The organism is Tardiphaga sp. 813_E8_N1_3, from assembly GCF_051811025.1.
Taxonomy (GTDB): Bacteria; Pseudomonadota; Alphaproteobacteria; order Rhizobiales; family Xanthobacteraceae; genus Tardiphaga.
In genome coordinates this window covers 133632-156870 of record NZ_JBPWQE010000001.1, presented here as the reverse complement: position 1 = coordinate 156870, position 23239 = coordinate 133632, and the positions used below count along the sequence as shown (strand labels likewise).

17 protein-coding genes are annotated in these 23239 nt (G+C 61.3%); 7 read left to right on the top strand and 10 right to left on the bottom strand.

All coding sequences use genetic code 11. The features are described from left to right. Nucleotides 1-170 precede the first annotated feature (170 nt). The 4 genes from fdxA to AB8A33_RS00690 form a co-directional block, all read right to left on the bottom strand. Entirely contained in the window at nucleotides 171-509 is a 339-nt protein-coding gene (fdxA, locus tag AB8A33_RS00705) for a ferredoxin FdxA (RefSeq protein WP_439091011.1), read from the bottom strand. Between the two features lie 151 nt (nucleotides 510-660). Next, nucleotides 661-930: an RNA-binding S4 domain-containing protein gene (locus tag AB8A33_RS00700; RefSeq protein ID WP_439091010.1), complete on the bottom strand. Its 270-nt coding sequence runs from the start codon at nucleotides 928-930 to the stop codon at nucleotides 661-663. A gap of 48 nt (nucleotides 931-978) precedes the next feature. Then, the gene (locus tag AB8A33_RS00695) at nucleotides 979-4434 is read right to left on the bottom strand and encodes a helicase-related protein (protein WP_439091009.1); all 3456 of its coding nucleotides are present in this window, start codon (nucleotides 4432-4434) and stop codon (nucleotides 979-981) included. A gap of 423 nt (nucleotides 4435-4857) precedes the next feature. Further along, entirely contained in the window at nucleotides 4858-5766 is a 909-nt protein-coding gene (locus tag AB8A33_RS00690) for a DUF3108 domain-containing protein (RefSeq protein WP_439091008.1), read from the bottom strand. Nucleotides 5767-5842: 76 nt separating this feature from the next. On the opposite strand from AB8A33_RS00690, the gene AB8A33_RS00685 reads away from it, so the two are divergent. The 4 genes from AB8A33_RS00685 to AB8A33_RS00670 all read left to right on the top strand — a co-directional run bounded on the left by AB8A33_RS00685 (nucleotide 5843) and on the right by AB8A33_RS00670 (nucleotide 11069). Next, nucleotides 5843-6082: a hypothetical protein gene (locus AB8A33_RS00685; RefSeq protein WP_439091007.1), complete on the top strand. Its 240-nt coding sequence runs from the start codon at nucleotides 5843-5845 to the stop codon at nucleotides 6080-6082. Between the two features lie 117 nt (nucleotides 6083-6199). Next, on the top strand, nucleotides 6200-6502 hold the full coding sequence (gene rpmB / locus AB8A33_RS00680) for a 50S ribosomal protein L28 (protein WP_089267758.1): 303 nt from the start codon (nucleotides 6200-6202) through the stop codon (nucleotides 6500-6502). Nucleotides 6503-6669: 167 nt separating this feature from the next. Continuing rightward, on the top strand, nucleotides 6670-10623 hold the full coding sequence (locus AB8A33_RS00675) for an ATP-binding protein (protein ID WP_439091006.1): 3954 nt from the start codon (nucleotides 6670-6672) through the stop codon (nucleotides 10621-10623). A 113-nt stretch (nucleotides 10624-10736) separates the two neighbouring features. Continuing rightward, on the top strand, nucleotides 10737-11069 hold the full coding sequence (locus AB8A33_RS00670) for a PepSY domain-containing protein (protein ID WP_439091005.1): 333 nt from the start codon (nucleotides 10737-10739) through the stop codon (nucleotides 11067-11069). Nucleotides 11070-11319: 250 nt separating this feature from the next. On the opposite strand, the gene AB8A33_RS00665 is transcribed toward AB8A33_RS00670, so the two are convergent. Beyond that, nucleotides 11320-11967, bottom strand: a complete 648-nt coding sequence (locus AB8A33_RS00665; RefSeq protein WP_439091004.1) for an HAD-IA family hydrolase — start codon at nucleotides 11965-11967, stop codon at nucleotides 11320-11322. A gap of 163 nt (nucleotides 11968-12130) precedes the next feature. Continuing rightward, nucleotides 12131-13069 (bottom strand): AraC family transcriptional regulator, encoded by a 939-nt coding sequence (locus AB8A33_RS00660; protein ID WP_439091003.1) that lies wholly within the window; start codon nucleotides 13067-13069, stop codon nucleotides 12131-12133. 361 nt (nucleotides 13070-13430) lie between these two features. On the opposite strand from AB8A33_RS00660, the gene AB8A33_RS00655 reads away from it, so the two are divergent. The 3 genes from AB8A33_RS00655 to AB8A33_RS00645 all read left to right on the top strand — a co-directional run bounded on the left by AB8A33_RS00655 (nucleotide 13431) and on the right by AB8A33_RS00645 (nucleotide 18765). Next, entirely contained in the window at nucleotides 13431-14180 is a 750-nt protein-coding gene (locus AB8A33_RS00655) for an SDR family NAD(P)-dependent oxidoreductase (protein ID WP_439091002.1), read from the top strand. Between the two features lie 239 nt (nucleotides 14181-14419). Further along, complete coding sequence (locus AB8A33_RS00650; RefSeq protein WP_439091001.1) at nucleotides 14420-15910, top strand: diguanylate cyclase; 1491 nt, start codon at nucleotides 14420-14422, stop codon at nucleotides 15908-15910. 125 nt (nucleotides 15911-16035) lie between these two features. Then, nucleotides 16036-18765 carry a bifunctional diguanylate cyclase/phosphodiesterase gene (locus AB8A33_RS00645; protein ID WP_439091000.1) on the top strand — a complete coding sequence of 910 codons (2730 nt, stop codon included), beginning with the start codon at nucleotides 16036-16038 and terminating at the stop codon, nucleotides 18763-18765. 4 nt (nucleotides 18766-18769) lie between these two features. Here AB8A33_RS00645 and AB8A33_RS00640 read toward each other — a convergent pair whose 3' ends face one another. Genes AB8A33_RS00640 through cobS form a run of 4 tightly spaced genes read right to left on the bottom strand, consistent with a single transcriptional unit; the run spans nucleotide 18770 to nucleotide 23210 of the window. Further along, nucleotides 18770-19822: an esterase-like activity of phytase family protein gene (locus tag AB8A33_RS00640; protein ID WP_439090999.1), complete on the bottom strand. Its 1053-nt coding sequence runs from the start codon at nucleotides 19820-19822 to the stop codon at nucleotides 18770-18772. 51 nt (nucleotides 19823-19873) lie between these two features. Continuing rightward, nucleotides 19874-21775 (bottom strand): cobaltochelatase subunit CobT, encoded by a 1902-nt coding sequence (gene cobT / locus AB8A33_RS00635; protein WP_439090998.1) that lies wholly within the window; start codon nucleotides 21773-21775, stop codon nucleotides 19874-19876. A 9-nt stretch (nucleotides 21776-21784) separates the two neighbouring features. Continuing rightward, a complete protein-coding gene (locus AB8A33_RS00630; protein ID WP_439090997.1) occupies nucleotides 21785-22198 on the bottom strand; it encodes a GNAT family N-acetyltransferase in 414 nt (137 codons plus the stop codon). A 4-nt stretch (nucleotides 22199-22202) separates the two neighbouring features. Beyond that, complete coding sequence (gene cobS / locus AB8A33_RS00625) at nucleotides 22203-23210, bottom strand: cobaltochelatase subunit CobS (RefSeq protein WP_439090996.1); 1008 nt, start codon at nucleotides 23208-23210, stop codon at nucleotides 22203-22205. Between the last annotated feature and the right edge of the window lie 29 nt (nucleotides 23211-23239).

Below are 23239 nucleotides of genomic sequence, written 5' to 3'. Positions count from 1 at the left end.
CTCTTGAATTGTGCCTATTATAGCACATTTCCCGCAAAAATCAATGATTTATGCCCTATCGCGGCCGCCTGGCGGCCGCTTCCGGAGCATAATCGGGGCTAGGGTAAATTTCGCGTGGTCACAGGTACCGGGATAACACAAATCATTAATTGATCGGCGTGCCGGAAAACTCAGTCGCCCTTGCCAGGTGCCGCCGAGAAATACTTCTCGTACTTGCCTTCCTGACCGTCGAATTCCTTGGCTTCAGGCAACTCGTCGATCTTCTGGGTGATGTTCGGCCACTTCTTAGCGTGTTCCAGATTGACCTGCAGCCACTTCTCGATGTTGCCTTCGGTATCAGGCTTAATCGCGTCCGCCGGGCATTCTGGCTCGCAGACACCACAATCGATGCATTCGTCCGGATGGATGACCAGCATGTTTTCACCCTCGTAGAAGCAGTCCACGGGACACACTTCGACGCAGTCGGTGTATTTACATTTGATGCAATTGTCGGTGACGACGTAAGTCATCCAGAACTCCGGAAACGATCGATATTCAGTGTTTGCGTAGCGCACCAACCCCGCTGCCGCAAGGGATGCAGCCGGCATGGGTCAAGGCATTTCGACCAAGGGAAAAGCCTGCCACGAAACCATCATTGGACGCGGCGTCTGGCCTAGATAGTTACCCCGGAAGGTGTTGCAAATCGGTATAGAGCACGCGCGCTGCAGTGGCATCGCCGCGCCGTTCCGAGAAGCCCTCGACCTTCATCACCCGCACGGTGCGGTCCAGCGCCACCGTGAGCACGTCGCCGATCTTCACACCGTGGCCAGGCGATTTCTCGCGCGTGCCATTGATGCGAACCTTGCCGCTTTCCACCAGCGCAGCGGCACTGGTGCGGGCTTTGACTACCCGCGCGTGCCACAGCCATTTATCGAGACGCTGGCGCTCCAACCGACACACCATCAAATGGCGGCACGGCGCCGCCTCACATGACCTGCATCAATCCTTGCGGCCGCTGAGCTGTTCCTTGAGCGCGGCGAGTTTCGCGAAGGGGGAGTTCGGATCGATCGGACGGTCCCGTTCGCGCGGTGCGGCCGATGTGGCGAACGGGCGGGTTGCACCGCCGCGGTCGTTGCCACGGCCCTCGCGGCCCTTGTCGCCGCCCTTGAAACCGCCTTTGCCCTTGCCCTGGAAGCGTTCGCGCTCGCGCGGCGGACGGCCACCCTCCCCCGGCTTGTTGTCGCGGTTACCGCGATTGCCACGGTTCGGGGCGCCTTCGGCGGAAGCCGTGGCGGCCGGCGCATCGCTGCGCGGACGGCGGAACTCGTTGTTGTTGCGATCGCGGCGGCCCTGGCCGCCACGGTCCTGCCGCTCGCGCTTCTCGCCATCGGCGACAGCGCCTTCGGCGGGAGCCCCCTGGGCAGCACCTTGCGCGGCGTTGTTGGAGCGGTGATGACGGTTGCGATCGTGACGCGGCGGACGGCGTTCTTCCGAACGGCCACCGGGGCGCCAGACTTCGACCAGCTCGGGCTCGGCAGCGACGGCAGGAGCCGCGGCGGCTTCGCCTTCAGCGGGCACGGCCGCATCACCTACCGCAGCAGTCTCGGTCTCGGCGACGGCCGTAGCAGAATCTGACTGCGCTTCGACAGGTGCAGCCGCTTCAGATGCAGCCTCCTCAACGGGAGCAGCTTCCGTCTCGACCGGAGACACCAGCGACACTTCGGGCAACAGCGATGCCGACGGCACGGCTGCAGCTTCCTCGGCCGGGGCCGCTTCGGTCGCAACCTCGGCAGGTGCGACATCAGCCGTCTCGGCCGCTTCAGCAGCAGACTCCACTGCGACGACGGTGTCTTCACCGGGCGTATCGGACTCGGCGAACCCGGCCGTAGCATCGGGCTGATCAGCCGTCTCGTCGCTCGCCTTGTCTTCAGCTTTGGGCTCGATCGGCGTCGTCGCAGCAACCGGCTTCGGCGGTGCCGGCGGCAGCGGCGCCTTCTTCTCCATGCGATAGCCCAGGGCACGCAGGATCGAGGCGAAATCTTCGCCGGCCGAACCGGTGAGCGAGGTCATCGCCTGCGTCACCACGAAGTGGCGGCCATCAAAGGCACCAGCGGGCTTCTCGCCCGGCGACGCTTCACGCCACGCCAGCGCGGGACGGATCAGATCGGCCAGACGCTCCAGAATATCGACACGCACGGCGCGCTCGCCGCACTGGCGATAGCCCAGCACGCGATAGGCATCGCGATCGAGCAGCTTGTCGACCGGGAAGGATGTACGACCCGACCCTGCGAGATGCTGTGCGCTCGACAGCGCCGACATGTCGACATTGTCCTGCTTCAATGCCCAGAGCAGCGCCGCGAGCGAACGCCCCGCAGGCTTCAGCAGGCCAGGGATATAAATGTGATAGGCGCCGAAGCGGACACCGTATTTGCGCAACACGGCGCGCGACGGCTGATCGAGATCCTTCATCTCGGTCGCGATCTTCTGCCGCTCGAGCACGCCCAGCGCTTCAGTGAGCTGGAACGCGATGCCACGCGCGATACCGGTGATGTCTTCAGCCTTAGTGAGATCGAACAGCGGCCCGAGCAGCTTCTCGATATGCGTCTTCAGCCAGAGATCGAGACGGGCCTGAACCGCATCGCGCGGCGCGCCGGAGAGGCGCTCGTCGGCGATGATACGGAGACGGGGATGCAACGCATCGTCGGCTGCGACCAGACGGGCCACCGCGTCACCGGTCCAGCGCATGGTGCCGTCGGAGGCGAGCACGAACTGATCGTCCGGCGCGTTGCCGAGTTTCTCGGCGCGCGCGTCGATCTCGCCGGCCAGCGCCTTCAGCGCCGTGGCCTGCAACGCCTTCGCATCCGAGCCAGCCTCGGCCGCATCGGGCAAAAATGTAAATCCGTCGAGACGGCCAATCACATGGCCCTCTACGATCACTTCGCCCGTCTTACCAATTTCAGTATTCAGCATCGTGTTTTCCCGCAAGCGGCGCATCAATACACTGGTACGACGATCAACGAAACGCTCAGTGAGCCTCTCATGAAGGGCATCTGACAGTTTATTTTCCAATTCGCGCGAAATTCCCTGCCAATGATCCGGATCTGAGAGCCAATCCGGACGATTTGCGAGGAATGTCCAGGTCCGGATTTGCGCGATTCGGCCCGATAATGTGTCGATATCGCCATCAGTTCGGTCTGCTTGCGCGATCTGGGCACCAAACCAGGCATCTGGAATGCGCCCACGCTGCATCAGGAAGTTGAAAATGGTGACTACCAGCTCTGCGTGTGCAGCAGGCGCGATGCGGCGATAATCGGGGATCTGGCAGGCGTCCCACAGCTTCTCCACCGCATCCTTGCCCTGGGCCCTGTCGCGCACATCGATGTCGCGCGCGGTATGATCGAGCACGCGAAGGTCCTCGGCGATCGGCGCGCGCGTCAGCGCCTCGTGGCGCGGCGTTTGAGCCAATGACACCTGCAGCGAGGCGATCGAGGAGAAATCCAGCTTCGAATTGCGCCACTGCAGCACCTTCACCGGTTCGAAGATGTGGTTCTGCAGCTGATTGACGAGTTCGGGCTCGAATGGTTCGCAGCGGCCGGTGGTGCCGAAGGTACCGTTGCGCGTGGCGCGGCCGGCGCGGCCCGCGATCTGGGCGAATTCCGATGGCGTCAGGCGGCGGAATTGATAGCCGTCATATTTACGGTCTGAGGCAAAGGCGACGTGGTCGACGTCGAGATTGAGGCCCATTCCGACCGCGTCGGTTGCCACTAGGTAGTCAACGTCACCATTCTGGAACATCGCGACCTGCGCGTTGCGGGTGCGCGGGGACAGCGAGCCCAATACGACTGCAGCGCCGCCGTGCTGGCGCTTGATGAGTTCGGCAATCGCATAAACTTCATCGGCGGAAAACGCGACAATCGCTGTCCTGCGCGGCTGCCGCGTGATCTTGCGATCGCCGGCAAATTCCAGATGCGACAGCCGTGGCCGCGTCACGATGCTGGCGCCGGGCAGCAGGCGCTCGATGATCGGGCGCATGGTGGCGGCGCCCAAAAGCAGCGTTTCGTCGCGGCCGCGGCGATGCAGGATGCGGTCGGTGAAAACATGGCCGCGCTCCAGATCTGCAGCGATCTGGATCTCGTCGACGGCCAGAAACGACACGTCGAGATCCCTGGGCATCGCCTCGACGGTGGAGACCCAGTAGCGCGGCTTGGCCGGTTTGATTTTCTCTTCGCCGGTGATCAGCGCAACAGCTTGTGGTCCGACGCGGTCGACGATCTTGTTATAGACCTCGCGCGCCAAGAGCCGCAGCGGCAGGCCGATAATCCCGGACGAATGCGCGAGCATGCGCTCGATGGCGAGATGAGTCTTGCCGGTATTGGTGGGGCCGAGCACCGCGGTGACGCCGGCGCCGGGGGCCCTGCCGTTGGACAGCGTGGGCGGAGAAGACGAAAAGGCCATGTTTTTCAGATATTTCCGCGTCGCCGACTGTCAAGATGGAGACAGGTTACGACGCTTCAGAGCCGCGCTTTTTGATGGTTTGGAACGAGTCCGGAACGAAAGCGGCCCGAATCGGTGACTCGGCACCTCCCCGGCCGCATCACCCCAACATCTCGCGCTGACGTCCAACAAAACTGACTAGATCAAGTTTGTGACAGCGCAACAAGGGCCGATAAATCTCTCAAGTTATGAACAGCGCACGGACTCCGAACCGGCTGTGAGTCAAGCGCCCTGTCGCAAGAATGCTGCAGCTTTGCTGCAGGAAAGTCGCAGGAAAACCGGCGAAAACGGCCCTCAATTGGCATCCGGTCTTGCGGCCATGTTGCGGCACTCCGGCGGCGGCAAACGCGCCGTTCCACGGCGATTCCGCAGCGCCCGTTCCCTCTAGTTCGTCTTCGCCACGGCCTTGGCCGGCGCGGGGGTGGTGACGAATTCGGTCGCTTCCAGCATGGCGACGCCGAGCGGGGTCGGCACTGTCATGCGATACGGCACCAGCACGCGGGTTCCGGCGATCGGCACCAGCGTCACTTCGATATTGCGCTGGGCGGCAAGATATTTGATGGCGGCGCGGTCGGGCACATAGCCGGCGATCGGCGTGAAATAGACGGCGCAGACAATCGCCGGACCGTGATAGCCCTTTTCGGCCTTCACATTTTCCATGCGCTTGTAGTCGAGCTTGAGATCGTAGCGCATGCGGCCGTCGAAGATCGACGTGCCGGTGCGGCAGGAATCCGGCGTCAGCAATTCGCCTGACCCGGCGACGCGCAGCAGCGAGCCGGTCATCGGATCGATCACACCCCGCCGATGCGCATCGGTGATCGGAATCTTCTCGGGATCGAGCGGCGGCTCCGGCTCGATGGAATACTCTTTTACATAGCCCGGCGTGATCAGCATCTTGATCGTCTCGGACTTCTTCGCGGAAGTGGTGACGGCCTGATAATTCGACGGCACCAGCGCGCCCGCGACCACGCGGCCGGTGGACTGGCCGGAGCCGGCACCGCCGGCAAAGGCTTTCAGCAGACCGGCGGTGCCGCCACTGGCCGTCGCGGAATACTGGTCGTCATTGATGTCGATGGCCCAATGGCCCTTGCCGACCGCGATGCCGGCGAGGCTGGCTTCATATTTAGCCTCCAGCTTGCCGCCGAGGGTCACCGCCTGCGCAGGCGCCTGAAGGGAGGGCTGCACCGGAGCCGCAGCCGGCGTTTGCGCCCGCGCGGCGCCGGACATCACCACCGGCAGCGCCAGCAAGAGACCCGCGGCGATAATCGCGCGTGGTCCGGCCGCGCGCGCCATCCGGCCTGCCGCCCGAGCGGCTATCGCCGGAAGGAGCGCAGAATAGGTCGCTTGAGGGCTCACTCGGGGGCTCACAGTGGAACTCGCCTGGGAATTCACTTGGGGCATCACCTGGTCGGGCAATCCCACGCGCGGGGCGCGGGGTCGCATCGCATATCGGGGCTGGAAGCTGTGTTTCCAGCCCGAATACGTCGTTTATATGATGGGAACCGCGTTGATTTCCATGTGGTTTCCGCCGACGGGACGGGTTATACAGCGCCCGCAAATGGCGGTTTTTGCCGGTTTTGCCGCGACTTTCACGGCCCGGATATCTTGACGGCCGTGGCCAAGCCCCCTATACGTCCGCCACTCCTGAAATGGACGTGATTTTGAACCCCTGCCCGGCTTTGGGCTCTTCGCCTTTTAGCTGCGGGGATGACAGAGGATTTTCGCCATGTCTCGGCGCTGTGAACTGACACTGAAGGGCCCCCAGGTGGGCCACAAGGTGAGCCACTCGAACATCAAGACCAAGCGCCGGTTTTTGCCGAACCTGGTCAATGTGACCTTCCTGTCCGACGTGCTCGGCCGCGGCGTGCGCCTGCGCGTGTCGGCGAATGCCGTGAAGTCGGTCGACCACCGCGGTGGCTTCGATGCCTATCTGATCAAGGCCCGCGAGAGCGAGCTGTCGCAGAAGGCCGTGCTGCTCAAGCGCGCCATCGAAAAGAAGAAGGCCGAGACCGCAGCAGTCGCGGCCTGATCCCTTCGATCGGACTTTAAGTTTTCAAATACAGAACGGCCGGATCGCGAGATCCGGCCGTTCTTGTTTTTGAGGCCGAGAAGTATGCGCTCCAATGAACATCCTTCACCATGAAGTTTTAAAAACAGCACGCCCTGGTTGTTTCGATTTAGCTCTGCATACTATGTTTGAAGTACAACAAATTAGCAGAGCAAAAAATGGCTGCGCACTCACGCCCGTTGCACCTACAGACCATCGACAGTCTTTTTGCGGAGTTAATTGGAGGCGCGAGTGTTTCCGTAGGCGAAGACGGCACGGAATTTAGCCTTTCCAATGCAGATAGCCGAGCGATTCTGAATTGGTACCGCCTGAACCGCGCGAAATGGGCGGGAAACGTAATGACGCAAGATGTGGAGGCCCTAGTATCAGCGATACTTACCTCCCCTCCGACTCTTCCAATTCCTGAAATTGTAAAACCCAAAGCCGGTCGCAAACTGCGCCTTGTAAAGGTCACAGCGCACCGATTTGGGGGACTACATGCCTACGGCACAGCTGAAGAGCCACCGCCGGATTTTGAGTTCTCGCCAGATAAACCGATAACTCTATTCGAAGGCTGGAACGGAGCGGGAAAGACCTCGATACTTAACAGCATCATCTGGTGTCTGACAGGAAGTTTGCTGCGACCGCAACGTCAACCGGAAAGCGGACTAGAGGAATTTGATAGCTCATTCGTTCGATCGGAAGGCGCTTCAGACGAGACGACATCACATTCTTTGACGCCGATAACCCCTCTTCCAAATCCAGATTTTTACGTACCTCCAGTCGACAAACCAATACCGATTGATAGTTGGGTTGAGCTGGTATTCGTCGACCAAGATGGGAACGAGTTGCCCCCTATTCGGCGCACGCAACTGCGCAATTCAAGGGGTCGAGTATCCGAAACGCCAAGCGGCTTCGAAGCACTCGGCGTTGACCCGATTGCGTTTCAACTGGGCACCACAATGCCCGCAATGCTTCAATTCCTTAGAGTCGGATCGACCTCGGATCTCGGCCTAGCTGCGGCGAGATTAACAGGACTGGCCGAGATTTCCGCTCTCGCCAAACACGCCGGCAAGGTCAAAGAAAAGCTGAAGGGAGATTTCAAGAAGAATCGCGAGAAAGAGATTGAGGGAGACGACAGCAGCTTCCAGCAAGCGCGAACGGACCTCCAATCTGAAATTGACTCGTTCGCCGAGATGGCGCCTACAGACCCGCTTCCGGCACCCTCTGGAGCAAAAGACGTCGAGCAAAAACTCGCTGCTCTGGAAGCCCATTTCGACGCTCTCAAAGCTAAGACGCTTGCCGCAGCAAAATCCATACTTGGTCCAGACTTCGACCCAACGGACAAATCGGAGCGCGATAATCTGGAAGCCAGCATAGGCCCTGCTCAAGGCCAGTTAAAAGCTATGGCTCAGCTACCAACTGTCCGCCGCATCCGCGCTCTTGGCGACCTTAGCGATGCAGATTGGGCGCGTGTAAATAAGCTCGTTACCAAACTGCACGCGGAAGCAAATATCCTAGCGGAATTGAGCAACAATCCGGCTTTAGAACGCCGGAAACAGCTTTATGCGCGCATAGCAAATTGGATATCGGACGGCAATGATCACGACCCCACGACATGCGCAGTGTGCAGCCGATCGTTAGCCGGAATAACAGATCCTCTTACAAGCCAGCTTGTATCCGACCATATTGTTCAGATTACCGATGCTGATCATCAGTTACTCTCTCAAACCAAGCAGAAGTGGGCGACACACTGGGCGGGATATCTGACCACCAATATTCCAAACGAGCTTCAACCAGAGCTAAGCAAAGATCTGCCCGCGACTCCCGGAGACCTTATTCGCGAGACTTTGGTCGAAGATCTTTTCTTGACAGACGCATTCTCGGAAACTCTCGCTTCGCTGAAAGCAGGTGTACAACTGCTCTGCGACCAAGAACTTGTGAAACTTCCAAAATTCACTGAGCCCAGCATAAAAGCCCTACCCAAAGAGCTTGGGAATATAACGTCATCTCTCGAAGCTATGTCGCAACGACTTGCTCGCGCCCAAGCTTTTGCGGATTGGCGCAAGGCCCATGGGCAAACGGTCGCCCAAATCACAAAGAGCATCGTAGGCGGATCGAGTTCTACCGAGAAAGACGTCACCAACGCTTCTCCGATTGCAGATAAGCTTTCAGCCTTAGCGTCGATCGTCAAAGGCACCGAACCACTTAACGTTGCTCTAAAATTATGCCATCGCATGTCGGAGGCGCTTCAGAAAAGGCGAACGAAGGAACAACGCCTTTCACTCTATACCCGGGCCATCACTGCATTGGATAGTGTAATCGAACTAGGCTCTCTTTCAGAGAAGCAAGTCGAGGAGTTGCGAAAGCTTCTGCACAAGAGAACAATCTATTGGCGGGACAAATGCTATCACAACTCGTTCCCCATGGCTGGGCACGCTCTGCGCGATACTTCCATGGACTCAAAAGGAGTCCTCGACCTGCAGGTCGGATTCTCGACTGCAACTGCCCCCGCACAGCACATCTCTAACTCTTCCGCGTTGCGGGCGAGTTTGATGGGTTTTTTCCTCGCATTCTGGGAACACGTTCTGAAGGAAAGAGGCGGCATAGCGCTCCTCGTGCTCGACGACCCGCAAGAATTGCTGGATCACGACAACAAAGAGAAATTGGCACGACTTCTGCCTGAACTCGTCAAGGGCGGAGGCCAAATAGTGCTAGCTACGTATGATCGTTTCTTTGCGCGAGCCGCGGTAGCAGCCGGGCGTAAATACGCCTCAATCGAGCATCGCAGTGTTCATCCGGTCAACCCGTGCCGAAAGCGGCTTGAAACCGCAGCAGCGGTGGAAGAATTGGATATCAAGCGCAGTGCCTACGAGGTAGACAAAGACAATGCCGCGAGGGCGCAAGACTTTGCAAATGAAGTTCGCTCATTTCTCGAAGCTCGGCTGTCTGACCTTTTCGACGACCCCGCATATCCCGCACACTCGGCGCCATCGAAGGCACCGACACTGGTCGATCACTTGGGCCACCTACGCGCCCTAACAAACTCTCCCCCTAATGCTCTTTTTAAGAGCAAAACCGTGAGAGATTTCTGCGAAAGCAAAGCCCTTGCTCAAGGCGCCGAATGTCTCAGGGTTTTAAACACTTCGCATCACAACAAGACTTCATTGAGTGCTGGCGACGTGTATGCCATTTTGAACGATTTTGAATCGGTCCTCAACCTCATGGAGAAGATGCACATCGAATTCCGCCATTGGCGTTGGCAGGAACCACTTCAGCCGGCAACTTCCCCGACGAACGTTGTCCCATTCAAACCTGCGAGCGTTTCCAAATTCAAAGCCACCGTTTATCCCGACTTGGCTGCATTCACAGCAACGTCGCAACACGACACACAAGAAGATGTTCTAGAGGAGATCGACGAAACTTGGTTCGCAGATAAAACGCTTTTCCTGATCAGAAAGGACAATCTTGGCTTCGCCGTCCCTGATGGCTGCATCGCAATCGCCGAGAGTACTTCCTATGATGGAAGAGATCACAACCTCGTAATAGCGCGCCAGAAGGGGCACTTGCTCGCTCGGCGCCTTTTCAGACCACCGCATAGTGATCAGCTCGCGCTAGCGGCAGAGGCTCCCGACCCTCGGAACTCGAAACCAACTCTTCTTTTTACGACCGAAGATATCGCGCTTCACCGAATCGTGGGGATGCTAACTGAACAACCAGCTCCGCCTCTTGGCAGAGGTGAAGCGATAGAGATTCAGTCAGCGAAAAGTTTGGCTAACATTAGAGCCGCCTATCGAGTACGCGAAGATAGTGGCATACCCCTCGCACTACCAGGACAGATTGTGCTCGGCGGAGAGGTAGTTGAAAGGGACCAACTACATTCAACGGAGGGAACGCTCGTTGCTCTTGGTTTGGATGATGGCAGCAACGTCTTCAAACGCATCGGAGAAAGTGTTCCGGGCAGCAACGGAAAGTTATGGCAGTTCGAGAGCGTCGGCGGCTTAGGAAAATCACTTATCGTCTCTCTGGCAGAGCCCGATGAAGAAGCAGATGCCCCTAAGTTTATTCGCGCACGAAAGATCGTTGGCGTCCTGTATACATAGTCGCCTTCTTCCCACAACATCGCCTCATTTCCTCCGGGAACGCAGTGCAGCGTGCATCGTTCTAAACCCGGTTGCGCCGCCTGCGGCGCGTGGGACAGATTGAGGAGATTTCGATGCAACAGATTTTGAAAAAGCCCGTGTTTTCGAGGGCCTTGCTGCCGCTGGCACTGGCGGGCGCGCTCAGTGCGGCTGCGCCGGCTGTCGCCGCCGACGTCTATATGCGCCAGCCCGCCCCGCGAGCCGCCGTGGTGGTGCCATCCGGCCCGCTGACGCTGCAGGACGCGCTGGCGATCGCTTCGGGAATCGGCGTGGTGACGGTGCAGAACACCCATTACGACGACAACGAATGGGAGATCGAGGGCCGCGATCAATACGGCAAGTGGATTCAGGTCGACATCGATGCGCGCACCGGCGAGATCAGGAACGTGGATCGTTCGATCATCTGATCGGGGGGAAGTGAGCAGGCGGCGCGCTGAAAGGCGCGCCGTTTGTTTTTGTGTAGTGCACTGACGGTCGTGGACTCCCTCCCCCTCCGCGCGAAGCGAAGCTTCGCTAGGGGGAGGGTCGGCCGATAGGCCGGGGTGGGGGTGCGCCACGTGACGTCAGAGTGTGGGGCACCCCCACCCTGCCCCTCCCCGCCTAGCGAAGCTTCGCTTCGCCTGGGGGGAGGGGAAACTACTGCCGGTGCGTGCGGCCTTACGTTAGCTTCAATCCCGTCGCGGCTTCCAGTTCGGCCAGCGCCTGCGCGGCGGATGTCACCTTGATCGTGGTCATGCCGAGATCGCGCGCGGGCTTGAGGTTGACGCCGAGGTCGTCGAGATAGACGCAAGTCTTCGGATCGACCGCGAGCTTGTCGGTCATCATCGTGTAGATGCGTGGATCGGGCTTGCGCAGGCCGATCTTCGCGGACTCGATGACGTGATCGAACAGCACCATCACCTCGGCCACATAGAGCGTGCGGCCGTCGGCGGAGCCCAGGCCTTTCGAACCAATGGCATTGGCCGGCAGGTTGTTGGTGATGCAGCCGGTCTTGAACGCCGCCTTGATACGGCGCAGCGCCTCGACCATTTCGGGGCGGATCTCGCCCTTCAGCAGCTTGACCACATCGCGGCCCGGCACTTCGGCGCCGAGCGCTTTGGACTCGGCGGCGAACAGCGCGTCGAAGGTGGCGAGATCGATTTCGGCGCGCTCGAATTTCGCCCAGGCGTTTTCAAAATGGTTTTCCGCATTGGTGCGGCGGATGATGTCCCGGGGCAGGCCATGGCTCTGCTCGTAATGCGCAAAGGCCTCGAAGGGCGAGGAGGTGATCACCCCGCCGAAATCAAAGATCACCGCAGAGATCATGGACGCGCTTGCTCCCTTACTTCCCCTCTCCCCCGGGCGAAGCGGAGCTTCGCTGGGCGGGAGAGGGCCGGGGAGAGGGGTTACGCGAAGTCGGAGCGTGCGGAAAGTCCCCCTCTCCCGCCTAGCGAAGCTTCGCTTCGCCTGGGGGAGAGGGGAGAAAGAGCTACCCCGCGACGCGGGCCTCGCCTCCGAGTACCGGGCCGCGCGCGCTGCCGACATCGCGGATCGGGGGCTGGCCGTAGAGCCGGGCATATTCGCGGGAGAATTGCGACGGGCTCTGATAGCCGACCGCGTATCCGGCGCTGCCGACATCGAGCCGCTCGACCAGCATCAGGCGGCGCGCCTCGTGCAGTCTTAGCTGCTTCTGATACTGCATCGGCGTCATCGCGGTGACGGTCTTGAAATTGTGATGCAGCGAGGACTCGCTCATGCCGACGCGATCGGCGAGATCCTCGATGCGGAGCGGGCTGGCATAGTTGCTGCGCAGCCAGGAAATGGCCTTGGCGACCTTGTTGCTCGGGCTCTCGGCCAGCGCGATCTGCCGCAGCCGCGCGCCGTAAGGGCCGACGAGCAGGCGATACAGCACTTCCTGCTCCAGGAGCGGCGCCATCACGGGAATGTCCTGCGGCCGGTCGAGCAGGCGCAGCAGCCGCAGCGTGGCGTCGAGCAGATCGGCGGAGGCCTTGGCGACGACGACGCCGCGCTCGGGGAGCTGCGGATGCGCATGGCCATCGGCAGATTTGTCAGCCAACCCCTGGCCGAAACGGCCGAGCACGTCCTTCAGATGCTGCGGATCGATGGCGAGACCCATGCCGAGATGCGGCTCCGCCTCGGAGGCCTCGACGATGCAGGACGACATCGGCAGGTCGAGCGACACCAGCACATAATCGCCGGCGGCATAAGTATAGGTCTCGGTGCCCAGTTGCAGCCGCTTGGCGCCCTGCACCACGAGGCCGAAACACGGCCACTGCGCGCTATGCACGAGCTGGGTCGGCTCGGCCTGCCGCTTCAGATACAGGCTCTTCATGCCCGCGGCATAATCGCTGCCGCTGGCGGCGTAACGGGCAATGATGTCGGCAATCTCACGAATCGTCTCGGTCACACGCAAACCCCTCAGGCGGCAGGCCTTTTATCCCGAGGTGTATCTAGGTGCAGTGCCGTGGCGGGGAAATGGCTGCGGGATCACTTTTGCAGGATCGTGCAAAACAGATGCAGGATCGCGCTAACGCCGACGCGGTTGCGTTTGCGATAACAGCACCAGCCGCAGAGCAGATCGGCGAGCCGCCCGCGGGCCTCGGATCTGCCAGGGCATATGGCACCAAGTTCGCGGCAATCGGGTCGTCATCCCCGCCTTGCGCTCCCAGAGTAAGGGAGCGCGATCCCGCCCGGATCGATTCCGACACGCGACCTTACGCACACGACAGACGATCAAGACAGACATCATCCAGATCCAAGGACATGCCATGACAAGACTGGCAGGAAAAGTTGCGCTCGTGACCGGCGCCGCGGACGGCATCGGCGCGGGCATTGCACGGCGCTTCGGCGCAGAAGGCGCGGCGGTGATCGTGCATCACGCGAATGATCCCCGCGGCGCGGCGCGCGTCGTCGCCGAAATCGTCTGGCGCGGCGGCCGCGCCATCGCCGTGCAGGGCGACATCGCGCGCTGGCCGGACGTGCGGCGGCTGTATGAGGAAATCGCGGCGACCTTCGGCCGGCTCGATATTCTCGTCAATAACGGCGGCTTCGCGCGGAGCGAACTGCAGGACGCTCTCCCGGATGACGACCAGCGCGAGGTGCGCGAACTCAAGGTGTTCGGCGCCATGCTGCTGTGCCAGGAGGCGGTGCGGATGTTCGGCTCAGGCGGCGGCAGCATCGTCAATCTCACCGCCCTCGATGGCATTCCGACAGCGCCCGCCTCAATGCCGGATCCCGGCGCGGACGCCGCCATCGATGCCATGACGCGCGGATTGTCGCGCGCCTATGGCACGCGCAATGTCCGCGTCAGCACCATCGCGCCCGGCATGCTCGGCCCGGAGGAACCCGCCGCCATCGATGTGCTCGACGGCAGCGTGCGCAACCGGCAGTTCATCGCTTTGCCCGCTGCGCGCAACCACGCGCCCGACAGTATCGCCGATATCGCCGTGGCGCTGACCTGCGACGACAACGCTGATCGTTCCGGCCGCGACATCGTGGTGGCTGGCGCCATGCGGTGACGGCAGGGAACCGGCTTTCCAGGTTCCCACTGACATTGTGGGCGTGCCTGCACGGCACGCCCATGTTTCTTTTTGCGCATTCGTGGCCAAACATTGCGAATTTTATTCACATCCCGTTAACCGCCCGTCGCAAAACGGCGAAACGAAACTGTTGATCACCGCGTAGCTGTCAAAGAATTACCGGTTGTGATGCTATGGCTCGGTGATTGAAACGCAGTTCTTTTGATCGACGAAAGCCAATGCTGGCCCGTAACGCATCCGAGACGACCCGCCGGATTTCCCCGCGCTGGCTGCTGGCCGCCGCGGCGATCGTCGTTATCGGATTCACCGCGATCTGCGGCAGCGTGCTGCTCAGCATGCGGCGCGGCGACGAGAAGCTGGCGCAACAAACGCTCGGCAATCTCGCTTCCAGCATCGATGCCGATATCGCTCGCAATATCGAACTCTACGACCTCTCGCTACGAAATGTGGTCGGTAACATGACCGAGCCGGAGCTGGTCGAGATTTCACGACCGATGCGGCAACTGATCCTGTTCGACCATGCCGCCACCGCGCGCCACTTCGGCGCCATCCAGGTCACGGACGTTGCCGGCAACGTGACGCTGGATTCATCGACGCTGGATCCGAAGCAGCAGAATTTCGCCGATGAGGAATTCTTCAAGGTCCACAAGCGCGATCCGCTGTTCGGCCTCTATATCTCCAAGCCGATGCTGCATCAGGGAAGTTACGGTATCGTGCTGAGCCGTCGCATCGCCGCGCGCGACGGGACTTTTCTGGGCATCGTCTCCGGCTTCATCCGCTACACGTATTTCCACGAGATCGCCGATCGCCTGCAGCTCGAGCCGAACGACCTGATTTCCGTTGTCAGGCAGGACGGCGTGTTGATCATGCGCGCCCCGTTCGACATGGAGATCATCGGCCGCGATCTCAGTCGGGTCCCCGGCGTACAGAGAGCGCTGGCCTATTTCTCAGGCTCCTTTATCGGCAATTCCGCCGTGGACGGCGTGCAGCGTCTTTATGTCTGGCGTGAAGGCTCGCATCCGCTGATCGTGATGGTGGGGCGGTCCACCGACATGATTTTCGGCCAGTGGCGCAAGGACGCGCTGCAGATCGGCGGTGCTATGGGCGCGCTCGGCCTGATCGCCTGCGCGCTGATGCTGATCCTGGCGCGCGAGATGGGCAAGCGCGGCGAGATGGAAGACAAGATGGCGCGCCTCGCGATGACCGATGGCCTGACTGGTCTTGCCAACCGACGTCATTTCGACGTGGTGATGGACAAGGAATGGCAGCGCGCCCAGCGCGCCCGCGCGCCGATCTCGCTGCTGATGATCGACGCCGACCACTTCAAGGCGTTCAACGACAATTTCGGCCATCAGGCCGGCGACCTCGTTCTGTGCGGGATCGCCTGGAGCATCGCGCGGCATGCGCAACGTGCCAGCGATTGCGCCGCGCGCTATGGCGGCGAGGAATTCGCGCTGATCCTGCCGGGCCTCTCTCTTCTCGATGCCATCGAACTTGGCGAACGGATCCGCATCGAAGTGGGCGATCTCGAGCGCGACGGCATGGGCACGACCACAGTCAGCATCGGCGCAGCCTGTCTGGTGCCGTCATCGCTGAACACGTCGAACGACCTGATCAGCAATGCCGACAGTGCGCTCTATGCGGCCAAGGCGCATGGCCGCAACCGGACATGGCCGGTCGCACCGCAGCAAAAAAGCCTTGCCGCGTAACAAGATACCACTTGTACGGTTGTAATTAACCCGCGGTTCACCTGACTTCCTAACGCGTTTTCCACCCTTGCCGGGGTATTTCTATCCACGAGGGGTAGGAATTGATGCGGCCAGTGGGGAGGCGAATGACGAACGACGTGTGCGCTTCAGCGCCGGGCTCCGCCGAACATGGCGATGGACGCTCGACGACCCGTCGCGCGCCGGTGCGCTGGCTCGTGCTCGTTGGCGCCGTGCTGATCATCACCATTGCCGCCGGCACGGCGATGACCGTGAACAATTTCCGGCAGCGCACAATCGACAACTCCAATCGCGAACTTGAAAACACCGTGCTGCTGCTCAGCCGGCATTTCGATCAGCAATTCCAGGATCTCCACCGCATCCAGAAGAGCCTCACGGCTCATCTTCTCGCCAACGGCGTGATGTCGGTCCACAGCTTTGCCAGCAGCATGTCGAGCTACGAGTCCCACATGATGCTGAAGTCGAAGGTGGATGATGAATTCGCCAACGACATCACCGTTCTCGATGCCGAAGGCCGTCTGGTCAACTGGACAGGAGCCTGGCCCGGACCGGATCTGTCGCTTGCCGACCGTGAATATTTCCAGAAACTCAAATCGCAGGGCTTCAGCCAGGACGACGAGATCGTGCAGCCGGTCCTGAGCCGTATCACCGGCCGGTGGAAGACGCTGTTCGCACGTCGCATTACAGGGCCCAAGGGCGAATTCTTCGGCATCGTGACGCGTAGCGTCGAACCGCATCAATTCGAAAAATTCTTTGCCTCCGTCTCGCTCGGCGAAAACGGGACCATCGCAATGTTCCACCGCAATGGCACGTTGCTGGCGCGCTACCCGCAGACGCCCTCGTCGATCGGCAAGGTTTTCAATAGCGGCCCGCTGCTGCAGCACCTGCGCTTCAGCGACGCGCCCGCGACCATCCGCACCATCAGCCCCATCGACAATATCGATCGCCTTGGCTCGATCCGCCTGCTGCAGAACTTTCCGATCGCGCTGGTCGCAACCACGACGGTGGACGGCACGCTGGCCAACTGGCGCGACCAGACCAAATTTCTCGTGACCCTCGCGACGCTGTCGGCCCTGATCCTGGCGGGCCTGCTTTATCTGATGATCCGTCACATCCAGCGGCAGAGCCGTGCGGCGCAGCTGGAGACGATGCTGGAGAAAATGCGCCTCGACACCGCCATCAACAACATGACGCAGGGCCTGCTGCTGTTCGATGCGCAGGCGCGCGTGGTGGTCTGCAACCAGCGTTATCTCGACATGTACGGGCTGTCGCGCGAGGTCATCACAGCCGGCCGGCCGTTCCGTGACGTGATCGCGCATCGCAAGGAAACCGGCTCGTTTGGGGGTGATGTGGATGCCTATGTCGCAGAGGTGATGCGCGACGTCGGACGTTCGAGCATCAATGTCATGCAAACCGCGGATGGCCGCGCGATCCAGATCTCGTCGCGGCCGGTCGCCGATGGCGGCTGGGTTGCGACCCACGAAGACATCACCGAGCGGCGCAATGCCGAAGAAAAGATCGCGCATCTGGCGCATTACGACGCACTGACGGACCTACCGAACCGCACGCTGTTCCGCAACGAACTCGAACACGAATTGAAGCGCGTCGCGCGCGGCGCGCAATGCGCTGTGCTCTATATCGACATCGACGAATTCAAGGGCATCAACGATTCGCTCGGCCATCCCGTTGGCGACGAACTGCTCAAGGGCATTGCGCTACGGCTGCGCGCCTGCGTACGCGGCTCCGACGTGGTGGCCCGGCTCGGCGGCGACGAATTCGCCATCGTGCAGACGGGCGTCGAGAGCCATTCCGACATCACAGACCTTGTCGGCCGCATCTATGATGCGATCCGCCAGCCATTCGATTGTCTCGGCCACAGCCTGCTCACCGACGCGTCGATCGGCATCGCGCTGGCGCCGCGCGACGGTGCAGACCTCGATACGTTGCTGAAGAATGCGGATCTGGCGATGTATGGCGCCAAGGCCGATGGCCGTCGCACGTTCCGCTTCTTCGAGCCCGAAATGGATGCGCGGGTGAAGGCCCGTCGCTCGCTGGAGCTTGAACTGCGTCACGCCGCCGGTGATGGCGGCTTCGCCAAAGGCGGTTTCGAAGTCTATTATCAACCGCTGCTGACGCTGCGCGACGACACCGTCGTGGGCTGCGAAGCTTTGTTACGCTGGCGTCATCCCGAACGCGGCATGATCTCGCCGGCCGAATTCATTCCGGTCGCCGAAGATATCGGCATCATCAATGAACTCGGCGAATGGGTGATGAACACCGCTTGCGCCGAGGCTGCCAGCTGGCCCGACGATATCCGGGTGGCGGTCAATGTCTCGCCGGTTCAGTTCCGCTGCGCATCACTGGCGCTGAAAGTAACCGCCGCCCTCGCCGCCTCCGGCCTGCCGGCGCGTCGGCTCGAGCTCGAAATTACCGAGGCCGTGCTGATCCGCGACGACGAGACCGCACTGGAAATCCTGCACGGGCTGCGCGAGATCGGCGTGCGCATTGCGCTGGACGATTTCGGCACCGGCTATTCGAGCCTGAGCTATCTGCAGCGCTTCCCGTTCGACAAGATCAAGATCGATCGTTGTTTCGTGACCGATATCGCCGATGCACAGGGGTCGTCCTCAATCGTGCAGGCCGTGGTCAATATCGCCAGTTCGCGCAACATGACGACAACGGCCGAAGGCGTCGAAACGCTCCGGCAGAAGGAGCTGCTGCGCGCGCTCGGCTGCACCGAGATGCAGGGCTATCTGTTCAGCCCCGCCAGACCCGCAGCAGAATTGCGGGATCTGTTGATCGCGCATCAGGCCAACAAGGCCGAGGCGGCAGCCTGACCGTTTAATCCGCCAACGTGAACTGCATCAGCAGGGTTCGCTGCAGCATCGAGAAATTGTCGTCCGAGATCAGTGTCAGCACCGTGTCGCCCTCCGGCGTGACATGGACATCGAGCCCTTCGAAATTGTCGATCTCATAGCCGAGATCCGCATCGAAGATGGTGGGACCGTCGATGACGGCATCCGGCACGATCGCTGCGAGGGGAACGCGGCGGATACGGACGCCGGTGTCGCCGAACAGCGAGAACTTGCGTTCCAGCAGCAGCAGATCGCCGGAGGGCAGCAGCGCAGCATCGCTGATGTCGTAATTTTTGGTGCGGCGAACCGAGAAAGTCGCCGGCGCCTTGCCGCCGATGATCCAGGCCGAGATATTGCCGGCGCTGTCGAGCCCGCGCTCCGAGATCGCCAGCAGCATGCCGGCCAGCGGCGAAGACTTGAACCTGTCCTTGCGCACCATCACCAGCGCTTCGAGACTGCCATTGTTGGGCAGCTTGCGCATGCCCGGCGGCTGCGGGATCGGCTCACCCCGGGCGCGCACACCATCGCGGCCGAAGTCGAATTTCAAGATCTGATGCACGCGTTCGAGGCCGATATAGACCGTCGGCCCATCCACCGCGATGGACTCGGTATCGTACCAGCCCCGCGCGGTGATCGGCCTGCCGTCGGCGCCCAGCATCGGCGCCGCCTCGACATCGACTATGCCGACCATGGCATCGCCGCTATAGGCGATCTTGCCGGTGAACCAGTTGCCCTTGTCGCTGATGGCGATGAAACCCTCACCCTTGTCATCCAGACGAAGACCGGAGATACCGCCGAAGTCCTTGTATCGCGACGTCAGGACCAATCCGCTGCGATATTGCAGCGACCCGAACCTTGTATGTGCGCGATCACGCGTATCGAAAGCCGGAATTGGTCGCGCTTCGATCTCGATCGACACCGGCGCGCGGGCCGATGGCGTTGCCGGCACCGGCACGGCCTGCGCACGGGCAAGCGACGGCAGCGCGGCTGCCGAAGCCGCGACTGCAAGAAAATGCCGACGGGTGAGATGAGCGGTCAAGCGACGGCCCCGGAGGATGGGTAGAGCAAAGCAAAACCCATCCTGTAAAGCCTAATGCGTTCTGCGTCGCCGACCATGGGTCGGTGCCGGCCCTGCCGTTTCGCTGAACAATTCCGCCAGCTTCTCGGTGATGGCGCCGCCGAGTTCTTCGGCGTCGACGATGGTCACGGCCCGGCGATAGTAGCGCGTCACGTCATGGCCGATACCGATGGCGATCAGTTCGACCGGCGAGCGGGTCTCGATCTCTTCGATGATGTAGCGCAGATGGCGCTCCAGATAGTTGCCGGGATTGACCGACAACGTGCTGTCATCCACCGGCGCGCCGTCGGAGATCATCATCAGGATCTTGCGCTGCTCGGGGCGACCGAGCAGGCGCTTGTGCGCCCAGTCGAGCGCCTCACCGTCGATGTTCTCCTTGAGCAGACCTTCGCGCATCATCAGGCCGAGATTCTTGCGCGCCCGACGCCACGGCGCATCCGCCGACTTGTAGATGATGTGGCGGAGATCGTTGAGGCGGCCGGGATTGGCCGGCTTGCCGGCGCCGAGCCACGCCTCGCGCGACTGCCCGCCCTTCCAGGCGCGCGTCGTGAAGCCGAGAATCTCGACCTTGACGCCGCAGCGCTCCAGCGTCCGCGCCAGAATATCGGCGCAGGTCGCAGCGACGGTGATCGGGCGACCGCGCATGGAGCCGGAATTATCCAGCAGCAGCGTCACGACCGTATCGCGGAAGGTCGCTTCCTTCTCATGCATGAAGGACAGCGGCGAGAACGGATCGGTGACCACACGCGACAGACGCGCGGGATCGAGGATGCCTTCCTCGAGGTCGAAATCCCAAGCGCGGTTCTGCTGCGCCATGAGTTTACGCTGAAGCCGGTTGGCAAGGCGCGCAACGACGCCCTGCAGATGCGCGAGCTGCTTGTCGAGATAGCTGCGCAACCGCTCGAGTTCGTCGTGATCGCAGAGATCTTCGGCCGCAATGACTTCGTCGAATTTTGGCGCGAAGGCATGATATTCCGGACCGAGGCGTTCGTTCTGACCGCGCGAATTCGGGCGCGTGGCTTCGCCAGGCGTCTCGTCGTCGCCCATCTCGCCGTCTTCGTCGAACGTATCCGAGGCGGAGGCTTGCGCGCTCTCCATCGAACTGTCAGACATTTCCTCGGACGACTGCTGCGCCTGATCGGCGCTCATTTCCTGCGAGGCGTCGCTCTCCGGCGAGCCTTCGGCGCCGGCCTGATCGTTCTCGCCCTGGCGCTCGTCGTCCTCGCTCTCCTCGTCGTCCGCCTCGGCATTGCGGTCATCGCCGAGCTCCAGCGCCGACAACAGGTCATGCACGGCATCGCCGAACTTGGCCTGGTTCTCCGCGAACTGATCGAGCTGGTCGAGGCGACCGCTGATCTTGTCTTCGAGAACCGGCCGCCAGAGGTCGACCATTTTCTTCGCAGCGGCCGGCGGCGCGAGGCCGGTGAGGCGCTCACGCACCAGCATCGCCAGCGCATCGGCCAGCGGTGCATCGGCGCGGTCGGTGATCTCGTCGAACTTGCCGCGATGGAAATGATCGTCAAGCATCGCGGTGAGGTTCTTGGCCACGCCGGCCATGCGGCGCGAGCCGAGCGCTTCCACACGGGCCTGCTCGACGGCTTCGAACACGCCGCGCGCCTGTGGATTGCCCGGCATCAGCTTGCGATGAACCTTGGGATCGTGACAGGCAAGCTTGAGCGCGATCGAATCCGCGTGGCCGCGCACGATGGCGGCGTCGCGCTTGCTCATTTTCCGCGCGGGTTCAGGAAGACGGGCCTTGCCCGGCGACAGGCCAGGACGCTCGGCCGCGAAGGTCACTTCAAGTTCGGGCGCCTTGGCGATCGCGCGCAAACACGACGTCACCGCGCGCTTGAACGGCTCGGTCGGCGCTTCCTTGGCTCCGGGGCGGAATTTATTGGTCGTCGTCGTGCTCATCGCCAGTCCCTACAGCGCCTTGGTAAACCAGTGGCGCGTCACGCCGCCTGGATAACCATCGATGGTGCCTAAAGCTTCATAGTCACAGGCGCGATAGAAGTCTGGCGCCTGAAAACTCATCGTATCAACATAGGCACGCACCGCGCCGAAGTTTCGCGCTTGATCCTCGATCGCTTCGATCAGCGCCTTGCCATGACCCTTGCCGCGAAACCGCTGATCGATCCAGAAGAACTGGATGAACAGCACGGTCATCCAGACTTCGCCAACAATGCCGCCGACGATCTCTTTTTTCTTGTCGCGCAACGAGATGGCGAAGCTCTTGTACTTCTGCTTCTCCATCTTCTCGACATTGTAGCGAAACAGGCCACCTTGAACCGCGCGCTTGGTTTCTCCAATCGTGCGCTCCACGGTGACCTTCGCCATTACATCAGCTCAGCGCCACGTTGACCGAGCTTTCCGGCAGCTCTGCATTGAAGCAGCGCTGATAGAATTCGGCGACCAGCGGACGCTCGAGTTCGTCGCACTTGTTCAGGAAGGTCACGCGGAAGGCGAAGCCGATATCGTTGAAGATGTCGGCGTTCTCGGCCCAGGTGATCACCGTACGCGGGCTCATCACCGTCGACAGATCGCCATTGGCGAAAGCGTTGCGCGTGAGATCGGCGAGGCGCACCATCTTGTTGACGATGTCGCGGCCCTCGGCGTTCTGATAGTGCTTGGCCTTGGCCAGCACGATCTGCACTTCCTCGTCATGCGCCAGATAGTTCAGCGTGGTGACGATCGACCAGCGGTCCATCTGGCCCTGGTTGATCTGCTGGGTGCCGTGATAGAGGCCCGACGTATCGCCGAGACCGATGGTGTTCGCTGTCGAGAACAGACGGAACGCCGGATGCGGCTTGATCACCTTGTTCTGGTCCAGCAGCGTCAGGCGGCCGGAGACTTCCAGCACGCGCTGGATCACGAACATCACGTCCGGGCGGCCGGCGTCGTATTCGTCGAACACCAGCGCGACATTATGCTGCAGCGCCCAAGGCAGAATACCGTCGCGGAATTCGGTGACCTGCTTGCCGTCGCGGACCACGATGGAGTCCTTGCCGACGAGGTCGATACGGCTGATGTGGCTGTCGAGGTTGACGCGCACGCAGGGCCAGTTGAGGCGCGCGGCGACCTGTTCGATATGGGTCGATTTGCCGGTGCCGTGAAAGCCCGTCACCATCACGCGGCGGTTGCGCGAGAAGCCGGCGAGAATGGCCAGCGTGGTGGCGCGATCGAACCGGTAATCGGGATCGGTATCCGGCACATGCGGGTCGGATTCGGAGAAGGCAGGCACTTCGAGATCGGAATCGATGCCAAATAGCTTACGCACCGACACCATCTTGTCGGGAATGCCAGTCAACGCGTCGGTCTTTTCTTGCAGTTTGGTCGAGGCGGCGGTCATCAATCCTCCGTGGTCCCGGATATCCCGAA